The 18,952-nt window shown below is 35.6% G+C and carries 16 protein-coding genes and 2 pseudogenes; 13 read left to right on the top strand and 5 right to left on the bottom strand.

All coding sequences use genetic code 11. The features are described 5' to 3' along the window. Nucleotides 1–373: 373 nt before the first annotated feature. On the top strand, nt 374–787 hold the full coding sequence (locus ACP6PL_RS05420; protein WP_426543339.1) for a SufE family protein: 414 nt from the start codon (nt 374–376) through the stop codon (nt 785–787). 473 nt (nt 788–1,260) lie between these two features. Here the strand turns inward: ACP6PL_RS05420 and ACP6PL_RS05415 are convergent, their stop codons facing one another. Beyond that, the gene (locus tag ACP6PL_RS05415) at nt 1,261–2,532 is read right to left on the bottom strand and encodes an RNA-guided endonuclease InsQ/TnpB family protein (RefSeq protein ID WP_426543341.1); all 1,272 of its coding nucleotides are present in this window, start codon (nt 2,530–2,532) and stop codon (nt 1,261–1,263) included. An 884-nt stretch (nt 2,533–3,416) separates the two neighbouring features. Between ACP6PL_RS05415 and ACP6PL_RS05410 the strand changes: the two genes are divergently transcribed. The 12 genes and pseudogenes from ACP6PL_RS05410 (at nt 3,417) to ACP6PL_RS05355 (ending at nt 14,905) form a co-directional block, all read left to right on the top strand. Next, nucleotides 3,417–3,719 (top strand): helix-turn-helix domain-containing protein, encoded by a 303-nt coding sequence (locus ACP6PL_RS05410; RefSeq protein ID WP_426543337.1) that lies wholly within the window; start codon nt 3,417–3,419, stop codon nt 3,717–3,719. 530 nt (nt 3,720–4,249) lie between these two features. Beyond that, complete coding sequence (locus ACP6PL_RS05405; protein WP_426543335.1) at nt 4,250–5,131, top strand: M15 family metallopeptidase; 882 nt, start codon at nt 4,250–4,252, stop codon at nt 5,129–5,131. 330 nt (nt 5,132–5,461) lie between these two features. After that, complete coding sequence (locus ACP6PL_RS05400) at nt 5,462–6,151, top strand: ATP-dependent Zn protease (RefSeq protein WP_426543333.1); 690 nt, start codon at nt 5,462–5,464, stop codon at nt 6,149–6,151. Between the two features lie 553 nt (nt 6,152–6,704). Next, nucleotides 6,705–7,477, top strand: a pseudogene (locus ACP6PL_RS05395) (IS630 family transposase); the annotation flags it as partial. A gap of 119 nt (nt 7,478–7,596) precedes the next feature. Further along, nucleotides 7,597–7,921 (top strand): annotated as a pseudogene (locus ACP6PL_RS05390) (IS630-like element ISMae25 family transposase); the annotation flags it as partial. 1,389 nt (nt 7,922–9,310) lie between these two features. Further along, nucleotides 9,311–9,583, top strand: a complete 273-nt coding sequence (locus ACP6PL_RS05385) for a DUF2442 domain-containing protein (RefSeq protein WP_426543331.1) — start codon at nt 9,311–9,313, stop codon at nt 9,581–9,583. Between the two features lie 242 nt (nt 9,584–9,825). After that, nucleotides 9,826–11,706: an ArsA family ATPase gene (locus ACP6PL_RS05380; RefSeq protein WP_426543329.1), complete on the top strand. Its 1,881-nt coding sequence runs from the start codon at nt 9,826–9,828 to the stop codon at nt 11,704–11,706. A 178-nt stretch (nt 11,707–11,884) separates the two neighbouring features. Next, nucleotides 11,885–12,229 (top strand): hypothetical protein, encoded by a 345-nt coding sequence (locus ACP6PL_RS05375; RefSeq protein ID WP_426543327.1) that lies wholly within the window; start codon nt 11,885–11,887, stop codon nt 12,227–12,229. 213 nt (nt 12,230–12,442) lie between these two features. After that, nucleotides 12,443–13,381, top strand: a complete 939-nt coding sequence (gene gvpN, locus ACP6PL_RS05370; protein WP_426543325.1) for a gas vesicle protein GvpN — start codon at nt 12,443–12,445, stop codon at nt 13,379–13,381. A gap of 48 nt (nt 13,382–13,429) precedes the next feature. After that, complete coding sequence (locus ACP6PL_RS05365) at nt 13,430–13,825, top strand: gas vesicle protein (RefSeq protein ID WP_426543323.1); 396 nt, start codon at nt 13,430–13,432, stop codon at nt 13,823–13,825. Further along, entirely contained in the window at nt 13,816–14,028 is a 213-nt protein-coding gene (locus tag ACP6PL_RS05360) for a hypothetical protein (RefSeq protein ID WP_426543321.1), read from the top strand. Before ACP6PL_RS05365 ends, ACP6PL_RS05360 begins: the two co-directional genes overlap by 10 nt. 379 nt (nt 14,029–14,407) lie before the next feature. Beyond that, on the top strand, nt 14,408–14,905 hold the full coding sequence (locus tag ACP6PL_RS05355; protein WP_426543319.1) for a gas vesicle protein K: 498 nt from the start codon (nt 14,408–14,410) through the stop codon (nt 14,903–14,905). Between the two features lie 263 nt (nt 14,906–15,168). Here the strand turns inward: ACP6PL_RS05355 and ACP6PL_RS05350 are convergent, their stop codons facing one another. The 4 genes from ACP6PL_RS05350 to ACP6PL_RS05335 form a co-directional block, all read right to left on the bottom strand. Next, entirely contained in the window at nt 15,169–15,843 is a 675-nt protein-coding gene (locus ACP6PL_RS05350; RefSeq protein ID WP_426543317.1) for a tRNA-dependent cyclodipeptide synthase, read from the bottom strand. A gap of 34 nt (nt 15,844–15,877) precedes the next feature. Next, the gene (locus tag ACP6PL_RS05345) at nt 15,878–16,954 is read right to left on the bottom strand and encodes a class I SAM-dependent methyltransferase (protein ID WP_426543315.1); all 1,077 of its coding nucleotides are present in this window, start codon (nt 16,952–16,954) and stop codon (nt 15,878–15,880) included. 221 nt (nt 16,955–17,175) lie between these two features. Further along, the gene (locus tag ACP6PL_RS05340; RefSeq protein WP_426543313.1) at nt 17,176–17,577 is read right to left on the bottom strand and encodes a hypothetical protein; all 402 of its coding nucleotides are present in this window, start codon (nt 17,575–17,577) and stop codon (nt 17,176–17,178) included. 431 nt (nt 17,578–18,008) lie between these two features. Next, nucleotides 18,009–18,599 carry a hypothetical protein gene (locus tag ACP6PL_RS05335; RefSeq protein ID WP_426543311.1) on the bottom strand — a complete coding sequence of 197 codons (591 nt, stop codon included), beginning with the start codon at nt 18,597–18,599 and terminating at the stop codon, nt 18,009–18,011. Nucleotides 18,600–18,952 lie beyond the last annotated feature (353 nt).

The raw sequence follows: 18,952 nt of genomic DNA, 5'->3' as shown, positions 1-18,952 counted from the left end.
GAGTCAGGAGTCAGGAGTCAGGAGTCAGGAGTCAGGAGTCAGGAGTCAGGAGTCAAATAAATTCAAAATTCGCTCATTATCAATTCGCTGATTATAACCTCTGACTTTAGGCAGAGGCTTGAATCCTTAATTAAATTAAGGAATGAGTCAAAAATTTTGAACGCAAGAATTTTGAATTTTGAATTCAAAACAGGAAACCGAGTTTATTGATTTTTGTTTTTTACCAAATTTCCTCAATAAACCTGGTTTCTGCATAAGTCCTTTTTATGTGGTACAATTGCCGGAGTAAATTTTTTTCCCTACTCCCTACTCCCTACTCCCTACTCCCTACTCCCAATTCTAAATTCTAAATTCTAAATTATAAATTCCCTCTATGTCTTTACCATCCTCATTAGAACGTATTGTTAAAAAATTTCAACGGGCATCTTCTAATAAATTGCGCTATGAACAACTACTTTGGTATGCCAAAAAGTTACCTGATTTTCCCGAAGCTGAAAAGATACCAGAAAATAAAGTTTATGGTTGTCAATCTCAGGTATATATTAGTGCCAACTTAGATGATGGAAAAGTTTGTTATCAAGGAGATTCTGATGCTCAGTTAGTTAAGGGTTTAGTTGCTTTATTAATTGAGGGCTTGAATGGATTAACACCTCAAGAAATTTCCCAAGTAACTCCAGATTTTATTCAAGAAACAGGCTTAACAGTAAGCTTAACTCCTTCTCGTGCTAATGGATTTTACAATATTTTTCAACTGATGAAAACTAAAGCTGATTCATACTCAAAATAAGCTATCAAGTTATACTATTTAACTTGAAAATATTATAAAAATTTCATACATATTCTTTCAAATAATCGTTTTCAATTAGTGTCAGTAATAGTTTTCAGCTTGTACAATCTCAATCCATTACTTTTAACCAGAAAACCAGGTCTTAACTCTACCCTTTAAAGGGGATAAAAAAGAAAATTCAGTATTTCAAGCCTTCCTATTTCAGGAAGTACTGTTAACTAATAACTGATAACTGAAATGAGTTCTGTGAAATGCTATGAGTATGATCTGTTGCTGTTGATTAAAGCAAACAATTGACTTTTATTGAGATTTATGCTATGGAAAACATTTATCTTTAAGATTCAGAGATAAACTTAACCCGAATTAACCAGAAATCTCAACATCATCTGAAGGTTATAGGTTATTTTTCAGGATCAGACAAAAAAATAGGAATTGGAGAGGGTATTGACATACTCCCGGCATCAAATCAAAGATTATGATGCGGGATTCTCATCATTGATGATTCTACGCTCACAGAGATGACTTAGATTGGCAATATTGCTATCACCAAACCAGAGGTCAGACTCTCCCGTAGCTTTTGGGTTTCCCCCAGCTTCCGAGTGCCCCTCGGTACTGTTAATTATTGCTCCTAACATCTCTAAGCCTTTAGCCAAAATATTCCTTGCTGCATTGTGGTCTCTATCAGCAATATAGCCACAATGCGGACATTTGTGAGTTCTTACTGACAAAGATTTATTCACAGTTTGACCACAATTTGAACAATTTTGGCTTGTGAAATGTGGAGGTACTGCTATGCAAGCAATTCCATGCAACTTAGCATAATATTCTACCCATTCGGTGAACTGATACCAGCTTGCATCAGATATGGACTTAGCTAAATGATGATTCTGAACTAGGTTAGCAATCTTTAAATCTTCATAAACTACCAAATCGTTAGATTGGATTAACGCCCGTGCAGTCTTTATTGCATGGTCTTTACGCTGTCTACTAATTTTGAGATTTGCCCGCGCTAATTGCTTTCTGGCTTTGTGGTAGTTATTTGACTGAGGTTTCTTACCCTTTTCATGGCGACGTGATACTCTTCGTTGTAGCTTTTTTAGTCGTTTTTCCGACTTCCTCAAATATTTAGGATTATCTACAGCTTTACCATTACTATCAGTATAGAAAGCATTTAAACCTAAGTCTATTCCTACCACATTTGCTTCAAAATTATGAGTTTCTTTTCTCTCTACATTTACTAGAAATTGACAATAATAATCATCAGCACGTTTAACAAGTCTTACACGGCTTATTTGCTGTTCTGAATACCAGACTAAATCACGGCTAGTCCATAGTTCAAAGACACCAGCTTTAAAACCATCTTTAAACTCAATTTTCTTTCTGTCTGGAGATAGTTTATAACCTGTTGTTTTGTACTCTACTGAACGAGTGAATTTTTTGAATTTTGGATAACCTTTTTTGCCGGGTTTATTCAATCTACAATTTTTATAGAATCGTTGTATTGACTGCCATGCTCTATCGGCTGATGCTTGTCTGGCTTGAGAGTTTAGCTTTTTTACCCAAGGAAAATTACTATCCTTTGCTAGTTGTGAACAAAGTTTTTGTAAGTCATTGCGTTTGACATCTTTATTGTCCATCCAATAACGCAAACAACTGTTTCTGATGAATTGACCTGTTAATATCATTTCATCTAAAATTTTGTACTGATTTTGACTGCCTTTTAATTTGGCCTCAATTACTAGCAAAGTATAATTAATTCCTTGACTACATTTATTATTATCAGTTAATTTACCCAAAATTTATACTGGATAAACTATTAATATTTGTATATAATTATGACATAGTTTGCGGAGCATGACCTAGGAAATCATAATTATATACTCACCATTCATCCAGGCACTAAATCAAAGATTATAGTGCTGGCCTTCTGGTTATTTTAGGTAAATTTGGGGAGTAAATTTTTCTATCCTAAAATATTACTCCGAGTTATTGAATATACTCATTAAACATCAAGAAAACCCAGATGAGCACCTGAGATACCCTTTGATTACTAATCTGTTGGATCTTGAGAAAATCCCCCCCGAATTACTGGGTTTGGTTGTATCTTTATATTTTTTGCAAGTCCCTAACTCAAGAATATTATAATATAATTGGTCTCTCGAAGGCTTTGATGAAGATTTGATGAGGATTTGATAGAAGTTTGATGAAGATTTGATGAAGATGTCATAAAAAATTGTTTTTTGTCTTGCAATTTTCCACAACATCAAAATAAGATATAAGCACATTAAGTAAATTTTATGAGGTGCTATATAAAGTCATGGTAAAAAATACTTTGTTCATTGCTCCTACCACTATCACTACTAAACCCTATTCATCATAACCGACTGAACTGGTAGAGCTAAAATGGTCTAATCAGCATTTTGAGGCGTTTCATTTCAAAACAGATAATAATCTAATTTCCTAATACTCAAAAGGTTAGGAGCGAAGCGACAATAATTGAGTCTTTTTTTAAAAAAACCTAGACAATTCTATTTTAAGGAGTTTACAATAAGGTTGTTTAATTTAATTATTGAATCAGTTTTCAAAAAAAGCTATATTATAGATGATTGGTGGAGGAAATATTAAAAGTATGGACATGGAAGCCCTGAGAGAACGTGCGGGGCTTACCCGTGCTGAAGTAGCAGAGCGACTAGGCATCAGCGAAACTAGTGTTCGTAACTGGGAGACGGGGCGTACAGAACCAACAATGACTCCCCAAAAGTATCTGGAAATTCTGGATATTTTAAAATGTACTCCAGAAGAATTAGCTGTGGCTAGTGATAAATCTATTAGTCAACGCCACAAGCGTAAACCAGGTAGACCGAGAAAAGTTATAGACAATAATCATGGACTAAATGAGGTAGAAAGGACAGAATCAGCAACTGGCCATTAAATATTTGCCGACCAATAATATTGGCAAGATAAACCTTACTCCAGAAAGTGATGGATTAGAAAGTAGTATGAATTTAGCTTTGGTGGTCAGTTAGCTCTCCGCTCCCCATTCCGCGTTTAGCATCAGCCTTCCAAAGCAAACAACTTTGACAGCCTGTGGACTGGATAACTCTGACGTTGCCAGGTTGAAGCAGGAATAGAACAGACTACAAAGGAAAATCATAGATTTTTACAGATAGTTGTAGGTTTATAAGAACGGCTGAGGCTACTAAGTCCAAGTAGGAAAAGAAAACAGACAGATAATTTTATGTTTTACTGATTATTGTAGGTCTCCGATAACGGTGTCCCGTCAAGGAGACTCTGAGGCAACTCGTAATATCAAATTCGACCACACAGTTATCGCATTTGCTACTTCCTATCAAAACAGACCTGACTCTGTATGCTGTTAAATAATTTTCTTCCTGAAATCCTTTTTTTTGAATTTTTTAAATTCTTACTTTTGACTTTTGACTTTCTTTGGAGGAGTTTTAGGTGAAAATTTTGAATAAGCTGGGTCTATTTAAAAAAACACCAGACGAGGAAAAATTGCCTGTAGATGATATTCCTGAAGCTGTAAGAGATGAATACGAAGGTGCAAAACAGCAACCTTTTCAGCCTCAAAAAAAATGGCAGGTTTGGCAATTATTGGCGATCGGGGCGATCGCTCTAATAATTAGTATTGGTTTGCACTTACAATTTAACCAAACTCCAGACAATTCTTCTATCGCCCAAATGAAACAAAATATTGGGACAAAAGTAGTCGAACCATCTCCAACTCCCATAGAAATATCTTTACCCTCGCCATCTCCCACTCCTTCTATTCAGCAGAAAGAAAATATACTCGGACATTTGCCCTACCAAGAAGCATCTTGGCAAGAATTGACACCAGTGTTTGGTAACCAAAATGTTAGACTCCGTTCAAATGCTGCAGAAAAATTTAATGCCATGGCAGATGCAGCTTGGTCTGCAAATATTAATTTAGTTCCTATCTCGGGTTTTAGAACTTTGGCAGATCAAGAGTATTTATTTTTTGAGGTGAAGGCAGAGCGGGGACAGGTGACATCTCAAAGGGCTGAAGTGAGTGCCCCTCCCGGTTACAGCGAGCATCATACAGGTTATGCTATTGATATTGGCGACGCTAGATCGCCAGGAAGTCAACTCAAAGTTAGTTTTGAAAATACTAGAGCTTTCCAATGGTTACAAGAAAATGCTGGTAATTATGGTTTTGAGTTATCTTTTCCGAGAGATAATCCTCAAGGTATTAGTTATGAACCCTGGCATTGGCGATTTGTAGGTGATAGTCATAGTTCAAACACTTTTGAGCAGGCGAGGTCACTTGAGGAAGAGCAAGGGAGCAGCGGAGTAGGGGAGTAGTGGAGTAGAGGAGTGTGGGGAGAAACTACAGAGGCATTTACATCTTATATTTGTGATTTATTCCGACAATAAAAAATTATAAATTTCATAAATTATAAAAATCAAACATTTTTTTGTCTTTATTTATTATGTTTTTCTTTTTCTTTTCCCTATTTTCTGTGTCGTGACTCTAGCAATATTTTATAAAATTGGTATATAAACTCATTAAATTGACAAGGGTAAGGGCAGTGTGAGCATTTTGCTCCCTTACTAGCTGTCATTCATCCCCATCTAGAAATACCCAAAAATTGCTATCAACAAATTACATTAAAAAAATAATTATATTTAATTATGAGACAAACTTCACTTAATATTATTGCCATTGGTATTTTTGTTCTTACCATGTCTAGTTTACTTGGACCGATATTTAATATATCTCCACTCATACCAGCGATCGCTACTTTTTCTGTGTTGGTATTAGCAACTATAGATACTCTGGGATGGCAAGGCCAGGGAAGTATGATTATTGTAGATTTAGTGGAAGGAACATCTTCAGAAAGACGCGATCGGATTATTTATCACGAAGCTGGACATTTTTTGGTAGCTTATTTATTGGAAATTCCTATTAGTGGGTATGCTCTAAGTGCCTGGGAAGCATTTCGGCAAGGTCAGTCAGCTCAGGGAGGAGTTAGGTTTGATGACCAAAATTTAGCTGCTCAGTTACAAAGAGGCATAATTTCCGATCAACTTGTAGATCGATATTGTACTGTTTGGATGGCAGGTATTGCTGGAGAAGATTTAATTTATGGTAATGCTGAGGGTGGAGGAGAAGATCGGGCTAAGATTGCAGCAATTTTGACACAATTAAAACGTCCTGGGGAGTCTAAACTCAAACAAAGTTGGGCATCTTTGCAAGCTCGTAATTTGCTAGAAAATCATCGGTCTGCTTATGAAGCGTTAGTGAAGGCAATGACAGAAAGAGCATCTGTTTCTGATTGTTATCAAGCCATTCAGCAAAATTTTTCTGTTAATCAGAATTAATTTTACTATGGAGTCATATCAAATCTGAGTCCAGCTTTGGTTTGCCAGTCTATATTTTCATAATTTCTGCTTTGTCACAGTTGAGCTATCCCTTTGTTTTTCGAGGCGATCGCTAATTTAGGTTGTGCTGAAAAAGTCTTTATCGATGTGCTTATGAATGTCAAACAAACTGTAGATATTCTCTCCGATTAAATAAAAACTGTTGTAAATTCTTTCCCTTCCTGACTCCTAATATCATTTCGGGTTGAATAGTTATAATTAAAGCTTGTAGTAGGGCTTTAGCCCGATACGATAATATATAGAACCCATTTGGATCTATTTAAAATTAGAGACAGGACCTTACGCAAAGGTACTCATATATAGATCCTTGGTGCGTTAAGCTAGCAGTAACACACCCTACTGGCGTGTCAAGCTGAAAATGGTGTTTAGCCTCAGAGGCAAGAAGTTATCATCACAGACCATCAGGCGAGCGCTAAAAGTTGATAGTCACAAACAGGTGCTCTGGCGCATCAAGCTGAAAATGGTGTATAATAGTTCAAAAATACTGGAGGTTATGGGAAGAGGTCGTCGAGATCAGGTAATCCTTACTTCAGCCCAGAGAAATAAACTGGAAGAAATTAGTCGTAATGGTCATAGACCAACAAAAAAAATACTTCATGCACAAGTTCTATTAATGTGCGATGAAGGAACTCTTGCCAACAAAAAATGGACAGATAGGGAAATCAGTTCTGCATTAAACGTACATATCAACACAGTGTGCAGAATTAGGAAAAGATTTTTAGAGGAGGGAATCGAACTGAGTTTGAATCGTAGAACTCCCCTAAGTCCACCAAATCCACCGAAACTGAATGGAGAATAAGAAGCTCAACTGATTGCAATATGTTGTTCTAGTCCACCATTAGGTAGAGCCCATTGGAGTTTAAGGCTATTAACTGAAGAATTAAAAATACGAGGAATAGTTACGGAAATTTCTTATGAAACAGTACGCAGTTGTCTAAAAAAAACCGACTACGACCTTGGAAAAAACAACGTTTTTGTATTCCACAGAGAGATTTAGCACGGTTCATGGCAGAGATGGAAGTAGTCCTTGACCTTTATAGTAGCCAACATACTCAAAGCCAGCCTCTGATTTGTATGGATGAAGCAGCGATCCAATTAACTGGACATCTTTACGAACCAATTGAAATGAAACCAGGTCAAGATGCCAAGGAAGATTATCACTACACTCGCCAAGGAACTCAAGCTTTGTTTATGTTTTTTGACCCCATTGGTGGTTGGCGACGAGTCACTCATCGGGACAGTCGTACCAGTATTGATTGGGCTGAATAAATTCGACAATTATTAGAGGTATAGCAATGTGCGCTGGTATCTTTACACATTATTTTTTGTACACCTTTTCTAGAATGCACTTTGAGCTGGGCCTTGTAAATACCTGAATGCTCATTGCTATAGACTATCCTCAAGTTGAAAAAGTGAAATTACTCTGTGATAATCTTAATACTCATAACATTGCTTCACTTTACAAGGCTTTTCCTGCGCCAGAGGCACACCGTCTTGCTCGAAGATTGGAAATTAATTTATCATACACCTCGTAGTGGCAGTGGGCTGAATGTGGCTGAGATTGAACTAAGTGTTTTATCGCAGCAATGTCTGGCTCGGCGTATTCCCTCTGTGGCACAACTGGCATCGGAATTGAAGGCTTGGCAACAAGAACGAAATCGCACAGCTAGTAAAGTAATTTGGCATTTCACCACCCAAGATGCACGAATTATAGAGGTTTTCACAAAGGTAGACTACAAAATTTATTGTTATTAATTTAGAATGCACGAATTCAGAATTCAGAATTATTAAATTAAGGGATAGTATAAAAAACTTCTGCTTTCTGGCTTTAAGTAAAATCTCTGTACTCTATGTTAATGAAAACTGCTATAAATTGAAGCATCTTTCTCCGGTTTTTGAAACTGTGGCAGACTCAAAACTCTAAACACTTGTTTGTGACTATCAACTTTTAGCGGTCGCCTGTTTCTAACTATCAATTTTTGGCGCTCGCCTGTTTGTGACTATCAACTTTTATAGTCATTCTGAATAAGACTGGGAAGAGTGTTTCTTTCCTTGAAAGGCTTTCAGCCAAAAAAGTGTTTCATCCTTATTTTAAATGACTATAGCGATCGCCTGATGGTCTGTGGTGATAACTTCTTACCTCTGAGGCTAATACACCATTTTCAGCTTGACACGCTAGTAGGTTGGGTTAAGCGGCAGCGTAACTCAACAAAAATCTATATCTGTAGAAATAAAATATGTGCTGGGTTTCACTGAGGTAGTCGATGGGGATATCGCTATCCCTCACCTCTACTCCACGCGCCGTGCGTGAGAGTTTCCAGCTCACACGGCTCCTAATAACAAGGATTTCCAGGTTAGGTACGCATACTCCCTTCTGCCCACCTTTATTTCAAGGGTTCTAGGGTTTGACATTTATACGCAGGTGCATTTTGACCCGTAGGCCATCGACTTCTTGTTTATAGTGGGCACGGCTTCCACTTCACACCTTGGGCGCTAAATTTTGCCTTGTTCAGTTTCTATTTCCCGCCAACCTTGTTACCTCCCCACGTCAGCGCATCCTGCACATTACTACAGGTTTGCTTTTTGGGGAATCCTTAGCCCTAAAAGACATCATGTAAACTTTCCCTACTCAGAGGTCGATATCTTAGAGTCTTAAGGGGTTAATTCGTTCCCTAGTACCATTTTCTCTAACCCAAGACTTCCCAGAATATAACCTAAAAAAAGGTGATATTGCTATGTTAATTGATACAGTAACTCACCCAGAAGGAGGATAAAATGATTATGTATTGGAAGTATTTAATGCCGTAGGAGAATCTATTAATGTAATTATTTTGCCTATGTCTGCTGTTGAACCTTTAAAACAAGATGAAATTTTGTCTGTTTGTTCTTTGGTAAAAATAATCTAAATAGAGACATTATCATTGGTATTGTCATTGCGAGGCGGTCATAAATGAGTTAAGCTATTAAGAAAAAAATTAAATTAGCCGAAGCAATCTCTTAGTTTAAATTTTGGTTAGTGAGATTGCTTCGGGAGGATACTTGAGAGACCACTTCAACAACTTTTGCCATCCCTCCTCGCAATGACAAATAAAGTAAATTATGTTCAAAGACATTATCGAAGTTAATCATCAAGACAACTATCTACTTTATCTTAAATTTGAAAATGAAAAAGAGGGAAATATAGATATTAGTCAGCTAATAGAATTTACGGGAATTTTTGCCAGATTACAAGATATAAATTATTTTAAAACCGTCAAACTTAATCCTGAATGGGGAACAATTTATTGGGGAAATGGCGCAGATTTAGACCCAGATTTTTTGTATTCTATTGTGAGAGAAGTTGAGGAAAGTAATCTGAAATTATTTCCATAATTTTCACAAAGTTTTTGTTTGTAGTGTTGCTCTAGCTTATATATCTATCTTCGGACTGAAGCCCTACTACGAGCTGTAATTATAACTATTCAACCAGAGATAATAAAGAAAAAAAATATTTACTCTAATAAAATTTAAAAATATTCTAGAATAAAGGCTATAGAAAACTCAAAAGATACACTTTTTAATTGAAATAAAAAAAAATCTGAATTGCCTGTTCCTTTTTATCCAGAAAACAACTAATGGAACTTTTTGATAACCTAAACTTAGCAATGTTTAGTGGCAAAGGAGGCGTGGGAAAAACCACAACCTCTTGTGCTTTTGCTTGCCAATGGGCGAAAAAATTCCCTAATGAAAAAATCCTCTTAATCTCCACCGATCCTGCTCACTCTTTAGGAGATGTCCTACAAATACAAGTTACAGATACACCAATACCCTTACAAAGTTTACCCAATCTTTCCGTCAGAGCTTTAGATGCTAATCTCCTGCTCGAAGAATTTAAACAACGTTATGGCGATATTCTAGAACTACTGGTAGAACGAGGTAGTTTTGTCGAAGGGGAAGACCTCACTCCAGTCTGGGATTTAGATTGGCCAGGATTAGACGAATTAATGGGTTTACTGGAAATACAACGCCTCTGTAACGAAAAAGTAGTCAATCGAGTAGTAGTTGATATGGCTCCCAGCGGTCATACTCTTAACTTATTCCGACTAATGGATTTTTTGGATACCCTACTCAACTCCCTAGAACTTTTTCAACAAAAATATCGCTACATTAAAGAAAGTTTTGCAGGTAATTATACACCAGATGAGGCGGATGAAACATTAAAAAATCTTAAGGACGAATTAGCAGCAGGTCGTCATTTATTACAAGAGTCTCCTAATACCGCTTGTTTAGTTATGGCACTACCCGAACCAATGAGTTTTCAGGAGACCAGGAGATTTTTAGATTCTTTGGAAAATCTGAAAATTTCTTACAGTGCGATTTTTGTGAATCAAATTGTTATAGATAAGGATAGTAGTGGCGATCGCTACCTGGAACAAGGAAAGTTAGTTAGTCAGTTTATGGAACTGGCAGGAGAAAAACCAGTATATTTGATACCCCAACAAAAATCTGAACCTTTAGGTATAACTGCCTTAGAAAATCTAATCAACCAAATTTCTCCAGCAGAAAGTCTACCACTCTCAACTTCTGAGACAGTAGATATTAAATGGCCGGAAAAAATTCCTCCTGGTTTTACTGACTTTATAGAAGAGGGTAAGCGTTTATTAATTATTGGGGGAAAAGGAGGTGTAGGGAAAACTACCATAGCTGCTGCCATTGCTTGGGAAATGGCACAACGTCATCCCGAAAGTCAAATTAGAACAGTTTCTATCGATCCTGCCCATTCTTTAGGAGATGCTTTTGGTCTAACTCTAAGCCATGAACCATCTATAATTAATCCTAACCTCAAAGGACAAGAAGTAGAATCAGATCGAGTTCTTGACAAATTTCGAGAAGATTATTTGTGGGAATTAGCAGAAATGATGAGTGGGGAAAAAGCCGATAATTCAGCATCTTTTGAAATGGCATTTGCTCCCAAAGGATGGCGTCAAATTGTCGAGCAAGCTTTACCTGGTATTGATGAAATATTATCCTTATTAACAGTAATTGAATTGTTGGAGGAAAACCAAGAAGATTTAATTATTTTAGATACTGCTCCGACTGGTCATTTATTACGTTTTTTAGAAATGCCTAGTGCCATGCAAGATTGGTTAAGTTGGATTTTTAAACTATGGATAAAATATCAAGATATTATTGGTCGAACAGAATTTATGGGGCGTTTAAGAACTTTAAGAAAACGGGTGGTTAATGCACAAAAAATTCTCAAAGATTCACAAAAAACAGAATTTATTGGAGTCATGCGTCCCCAGACCGGAGTTATTGCCGAAGCAGAACGTCTTCATCAATCTCTTGTAGAAAAGGAGATAGCACAAAATTATGTAGTTTTAAATTGTTTTACCTCTAATAGCGTTGTTCCTAACGATAAATTTTCGGGAGCAAAAGTTGTTTGTATGCCAATTTTCCCTCGTTCAATTGAACCTATGGAACAAATTAAAGGAGCAGCTAATTATTTATTTTAGGGAATAGGGAATAGGGAATAGGGAACAGTTGAAAAAAATCCTAGTCTAATTCTAGATCCTAACTAATTTACCGAATTATTAATTATTAAATAATTTTGGTTTAAAGCCTCCCCTTTGATTTTAACCAGAGGTAATTATCAATTATCAATTATCAATTATCCATTATCAATTAATAACTATGCACCGTTCAGCCAAACGTGGAAAAATTCCACCAAAACTTAGCAGTATGCCGCGCCAACGTTCGGAAGCAACTACATATTTAACCGTATATAAAAATGTTGTAGAAAAAGAACGTTTACAAAAAGAACTACAAAATTTAGAAAGGCGATGTAATCAAATAAAAGAACGTCTTGCTGTTCTGGATGAACAAACAAATAAAGAGCTAAAAAGTCAATCTCAGCAACCAATTAAATCGACTAAACCTAGTATGAATAAATTAACAAGTAAGAAACTAGAGAAATCTCAAACTAGGACACCCGAACCACCTAAATCTAAATTCAAAACAATTACTTTAGGCTATTAATAATAATGGATAATTGATAATTATTTGTTGTTTCTCATCCTTGATTGTTCGTACTATAGGTGTTTTGTTAGAAGACGTAGGTTGGGTTGAAGAATGAAATCCAACACCACTAACATTTTGTTGGGTTTATCCTCCGGATAAGCTGCGCTAACCCTCAACCCAACCTACATCTGATAACTATTCCCTATTCCCTCTTATAACTGATAACTGATAATGACTACTGTACTTAATGTCTCACCCCAACAATTTGTCAGCACCCCCGGTGTCGAACGTGTAGCTCAACGTGCTTTGCGTTATTTAAAATCTGGCTATTCAGTTCATTTACGGGGTCCCGCTGGAGTAGGCAAAACCACTCTTGCATTACACCTTGCTCATCTACGTCGCCAACCCATTGTTTTAATGTTTGGAGATGATGAATTTAAAACCTCAGATTTAATAGGTAATCAATCTGGATATACTCGTAAAAAAGTTGTGGATAATTATATCCATACTGTATTAAAAGTTGAGGATGAACTGAAACATCATTGGATTGACTCTAGATTAACGTTAGCTTGTAAAGAAGGTTTTACTCTAGTTTATGACGAATTTAATCGCTCCCGTCCAGAGGTAAACAATATTTTACTCTCCGTTTTAGAAGAGAAAATGTTAGTTTTGCCACCTAACCAAGACCGCTCAGAATATATTCAAGTTAATCCCAGATTTAGAGTAATTTTAACTTCCAACTCTGAAGAGTATCACGGAGTTCATTCTACTCAAGATGCTTTATTAGACCGAGTGGTTACAATTAATATGGGAGAACCTGATGCTCTAACTGAGCAAGAAATAGTTATCCGGCAAACAGGTATAGATCCCAAAAACGCTGAAACTATAGTTAACCTAGTGCGTACTTTTCGCACAAGAATAGGAGAAGAAAAATTAGGTGGTTTGCGTTCCTGTCTAATTATTGCTAAGGTTTGTCACGACCATAATGTTCCAGTGAATGGTCAAGATCCTCATTTTCAAGATATTTGTGCTGATATCTTAATATCGCGAGTTAGTTTACCCAGGGGAGAAGCTATGGAGAGACTTCAGGAAGTTCTACAAGAATTATTTCCTACTGAAGTGAAACAAAAAACTGTGAGGCAGAGTAGTCGCCGTACAAAGAAGTCTTGATTAGCGAATTCCTTTAATATATTAATAAGAGAAGTTTTGGGTAAATTTATGAATACCAATACTAACAATAGATTAGCAACAGCAACCCAGGGTTCTACTTTAGCAGATATCCTGGAAAGAGTTCTGGATAAGGGAATAGTTATTGCAGGAGATATTTCTGTTTCCGTTGGTTCCACAGAACTTCTCAGTATAAAAATCCGCCTGTTGATTTCTTCTGTGGATAAAGCGAGAGAAATTGGAATTAACTGGTGGGAAAGCGACCCCTATCTCAGCAGTCAAAGTAATTCTCTAATGCAGGCAAATCAAAAACTTCTTGACCGAGTTGCTTCCCTAGAGTCGGAGATAGAAGCACTGAGAGGCGAGCAATCTTTATATCATACTAATGGTCACTCTTCAAATAACGGTCACAATAATGGTCACAATAACGGTAAAACATGGCAATAGATACAGCAATAAAAATCAAAACTAGCAAAGATATTCTCAGTAGTAAAGCTATTCGTGGTTGTTTATCTTGTCGCGGTCTCCATGGCCGGAATAATCGAGCAGTCGAAAGAGCTAGAATGCGTATTGCTAGAACTGAAGTTATGTCTCACAGAGAACTTCAACAATGGCAGTTTGTTCGATGGCAAGCTTTACAACGTTGGTAGGATAGTGCAATTTAGAATTTAGAATTTAGAATTCAGAATTTAGAAGTAATTCCTGACCAGAAAATCAGGTCAATAGTCTCCTCTTCCAAGGGGATTAAAAAAAAAGAAAATTCACTATTTTCTTGCCTCCCTATTCCATTGAGGTACTGATAACTGATAACTGATAACTGATAACTGAAATGAGACTCATTTTATTGGTTAGCAAGGGAAAAAAATTACCGAAAAATTTAGGTTAATAGTCTCCTCTTTTAAGGGGATAAAAAAGGTAATATTTCAGATTTCAAGCCTTTTGCTTTCCTAGGTCATGCTGCGCAAACAGCTAGAGGTACTGATAACTGATAACTGATAACTGATAACTGAAATTACTCCCCTACTTCTTATGTCCTCAGAACTATCTCCAGAAGAACCTTCGATAATTCCTATTGGCAAATCTCAAAACTCTGAAGCAGGGTTAGCTCCATTATTGTTAACAGTGATTGAGTTGGTACGACAATTAATGGAAGCTCAGGTAATTCGGCGAATGGATGCTGAAATGCTGAGTGATGAAGAATTAGACCGTGCTGCTGAGAGTCTCCGGCAGTTGGAGGAACAGGTGATTAAACTGTGCGAAGTGTTTGATATTGACCCCGAAGATTTGAATTTAGACCTGGGTGAAATTGGTACTTTGTTGCCTAAGTCAGGAGAGTATTATCCAGGAGAAAAGTCTGAAAGTCCTTCTGTTTTGGAATTATTAGACCGAATTTTGAATACTGGGGTGGTTTTGGATGGCAGTCTTGATTTAGGTTTAGCGGAGTTAAGTTTAATTCATGCTCGTTTACAGTTGGTTTTGACTTCTAAACCAATTTCTCAAAGCTATAGGAGTCAGGAGTCAGAATAAATAGCTTTAATACCATTTTTTATATTACTTTGAAAGATGTCGATCGGATATGCTGAAAAATAGCTTTTCCAATTCATTTTAGATAGTTATATCTATCGTTCCCCCCCCCCTTTTTTTAAATGTTTAGCCATGTTTTTTTTTCTTCTTCCTTATAAAGGATAGTAAAAAAATGGCATCTAGTGATTTTCAAACCTTCAGTTTACAATTTTTGCTTATCTCTACTCCCTACTCCCTACTCCCTCAAAAGACTTTTTCAGCAAACCCTAAATATCTACAATAATGTAACCTTGATTATTCGGTACAATACAATCCTTTCTTTCAAAAACAGTTTGAATAAACAAGGAGCAATTCCGGTAACAAAAAACTGCTTCTTTTTTTTCTAAAACACTGGCACTGTTAAAAAACAAAGGTAATTCTGCTAATAGATACTTAACAGCAATCTCTAACCGATAATCACTAATATATGTTTGAGTTTCCACTACTTGTTTAGAAGTTTCGAGACAGTTTATTCTAAATTCACTATCATTAGCATATTTGTCTTCATAAAATTTTAGTGCTGAAAGATAATTTATATTTTTGTTCAAATATCGGAAATTTAAGATGACTTCTTCAGCTTCATTTCTTGACAGCTCTAATCCTATTAATACTTTTAGACATTTAGTTCTTAAATAATTAGCTTGCTTTTTAGCTTTTTTTGTAGCTTTAACTTCATCATATCCTAAAGCCATTAGTGTATATACATATGGTTCGTCTGGGATAAAAAGATTAAAGCTCTTAAAATTATTCATTGCCCACTTTGATAAAATAGCTATATTTTTTTCAGAAAAAAAGCTATTAAATGGACTAATACCTAAAACTGCATGTTTTCCTCGTTCATATAATAATTGGCAATTACTCGTAATCGGATATACCTTACTTATTTGCTCTACTTCTGTCATATCTAAGATACATTTTTTTATTTTTCCCTGTTCCCTATTCCCTATTCCCTAATTTAGCAATATAATAATTGTTGAAAATATCTTCTGAAATTTGTTTAACATCCACATTTATAAACCCTGCCTCATTTAACATTTTTACTGCTTTTTGTTCTCCCCACATTGCACCAAGTCCTGCCCCATTTTGCCCTAATGAAACAGTCATACAATGCATACAAGATGTTGTGTATAACCACGGTCCTAAAGGGTGATCGAGGTTTTCGTGCAGATTACTTGATGCTCCCAAGTCAACCATCAAGAAAGTTCCGTCAGGTTTGAGTGAATCAGCAATTGATTTCAAGACTTTAGCTGGTTGTGCCATGTCGTGGATAGCATCAAAAGCTGTAATTAGTGCGTACTTATTTGGTTCACTGAAGGTTGTAATATCTTTGGTTTCTAAGTTAACATTGGTTAGGCCAAGAGATTTTGCTTTCGCTCTAGCAGCATCAATTCCATCTTCTAAAAAATCATAGCCTGTAAACCTACTGTTGGGAAAGCCTTTAGCCATGAGGTTAAGTACATAACCATCCCCACAACCAATATCAAGAACATCAACACCTTGACGCATATTTTCAACCACATCAGGTATAAGAGGTAGAACTTTTTGGGTTATAGTAGCATCAAATCTCTCAGCATTAATTTCAGACCACAAGTTCATAAAATCTGGGTAGGCAGAATAGGAAACGCCACCACCTTTGTGAAAACTATCAACAATAGCTCTTTGGACTGATGCTAGAAATGGAATAACCAGTGTCAAGCGTGCCATGTTATTTGGTCCGGCAACCCTTGTGAGTACAGACGCATATTCAGCCGACAAACTATAGTTATTGGTTGTTGGATCGTAGTCAACGATCTCTCCAGCAACCATAGCTGCCAGCCATTCACGGACATATCTTTCTTTTAATTTAGCTACCATAGCTATTTGTTCGCTAGTAGAAGGGGGCAAGTTCGCCATAACTTCAAACAACCCAGTTTTATATCCAATGCCTATCATCAGACTTAGCATCGAGCCATTTAGGATATTGAGCATTTTTGCAGAAAAGGTGTCTACCTTTGTTTGGTCTAGATTATTCATAATTTTTTCCTTATTTTATGTCTTTATTTCTATTAGTAGGCTACAATAATTTTGACAATAGAAACCGATTTTGTATTAAATCCCCCACCATACCAACATCTAGAGCGATATGAAATCATTAGACATATCCAGAAAAGAGGGAGTAGGGAGAAAGAATGGATAATTTGTGTCCGATAATTGATTTAGTACCTTAATATTTACTTCAGAAATCAGCTATAAGTTTATAAATCAGGATAATAATAATCCCACCAATTACCATATATGTTGAATACTCTATCTAACTCGTCGTTATTGCGTAGAGATAAACATTTTTCTTTACCAGGAGGCACATAAGCAATACCAAATCCATCAAACATAAAGGTACCAGTTTCAAAGAAAGTACATCCTTCGCGTTGGTGAATGTACTCAACATAAAACCATCCAATTCTGGTATCTTCTTGGCATAAATTAGGATTATTTACACAATCCATTAAGGCAGATTCAGATAAATTTAATCTAATTATATTAGTATAAGCTGCTAATAAAATGTAGGAAAAAATTAATAATGGTACTCCTATGGCTTTAATTAAAGTTTTTACCGGAGAATATTTCAGCTTATTTTTTTTGAGAGAATATATTAACATTCTCACAATTTCTATGACCCAATAAATGCCGATAATTAAACAAAAAATCAGAGCAATTATCAGAGCAATTAAATATACTGACAATTCAAGGAAAGACCTAAAAATTAATATAATTTGCCAAAATGGAGCTATAAATACAATTAAACAAAGAAAAAGTACAATTATTTCCCAATAACCTTTGATTATTTTAGACTTCAAAGTGTATCTATATCCCTATTTCAAAAAAAAAATTCAGCAAATCCTAAATATCTATATCTATAACAATAGAACCTTGATTTTCTAGTAGAAAAGGCGTCTACCTTTTTTTAGTCTAGATTATTCATTATTGTTTCCTTATATATGCCTTCATATTGTAGTAATATACTATAATAATCGGGACTTACACGGGAGTAACCAAGTTGATAGGGTAAATCATTTTGAGGATTACTATATCAATTATAATAATGATATCTCCAACAATTACCATATATTTCTACTATTACATCTGACGGGTTATCGCGATATAAACAATTTTCTTCACCAAGAGGCACATAAGCAATACCAACTTCATCAAAAATCCAGGTAAAAGTTGTAAAGAAAGTACATCCTTCGTACTGCCTAATAAACTCAACATAAAACCATCCTATTTTGGTCTCTTCTTGGCATAAATTAGGATTATTTACACAATTCATTAAAGCAGATTCAGATAATTTTAATCTAATTGTATCTGAAAAAAATGCTAATAAAATAAATAAAACAATTAATAATGGTACTCCTATGGCTTTAATTAAAGTTTTTAACGGAGAATATTTCAGTTTATTTTTTTTGAGAAAATATATGAATATTCTCACAACTTCTATGAACCAATAAATACCGATAATTAAACAAAAAATCGGAGTAATCATTAGAGAAATGAAAAATAATGCAAATTCAAGGGTAGACCTATCAATTAATAGAATTTGCCAAGCTAGAGCTAGAGGTACAATTAAATAAAGAAAAAGTACAATTATTTCCCAATAACTTTTAATTAGTTTAAACTTCAAAGGAAAACCTCCTAGAATAGTTAATAATTATGTCTTTTGATAAATAAGAACAATTGATAATCCCCCTTTCAAAGGGGGATATAAAACTGTACCTCACGGTTTTTGGGAATTGCTATATTACACAAGATTTTTGAGACCTATATATAGCGTCTACTGCGTAAATCTTAACCCAATAAACCCTTATAACTGTAAATATTAAAGCATGAAGAACTTGGTATACTTAGTTTTTAGCAGTTATTTTCAAGTAAATTTTTAATTGCTAAAAGCTAGTTAAATATAAGACTCTTGTTCATTAATTGATAATTGATAATTACCTCTGGTTAAAACCGAGAGGATTGAAGATAAGGAAATAT

This window comes from Dapis purpurea BLCC-M126, assembly GCF_050015975.1.
GTDB lineage: Bacteria > Cyanobacteriota > Cyanobacteriia > Cyanobacteriales > Microcoleaceae > Trichodesmium.
This window is presented reverse-complemented; position numbering and strand designations above follow the sequence as displayed.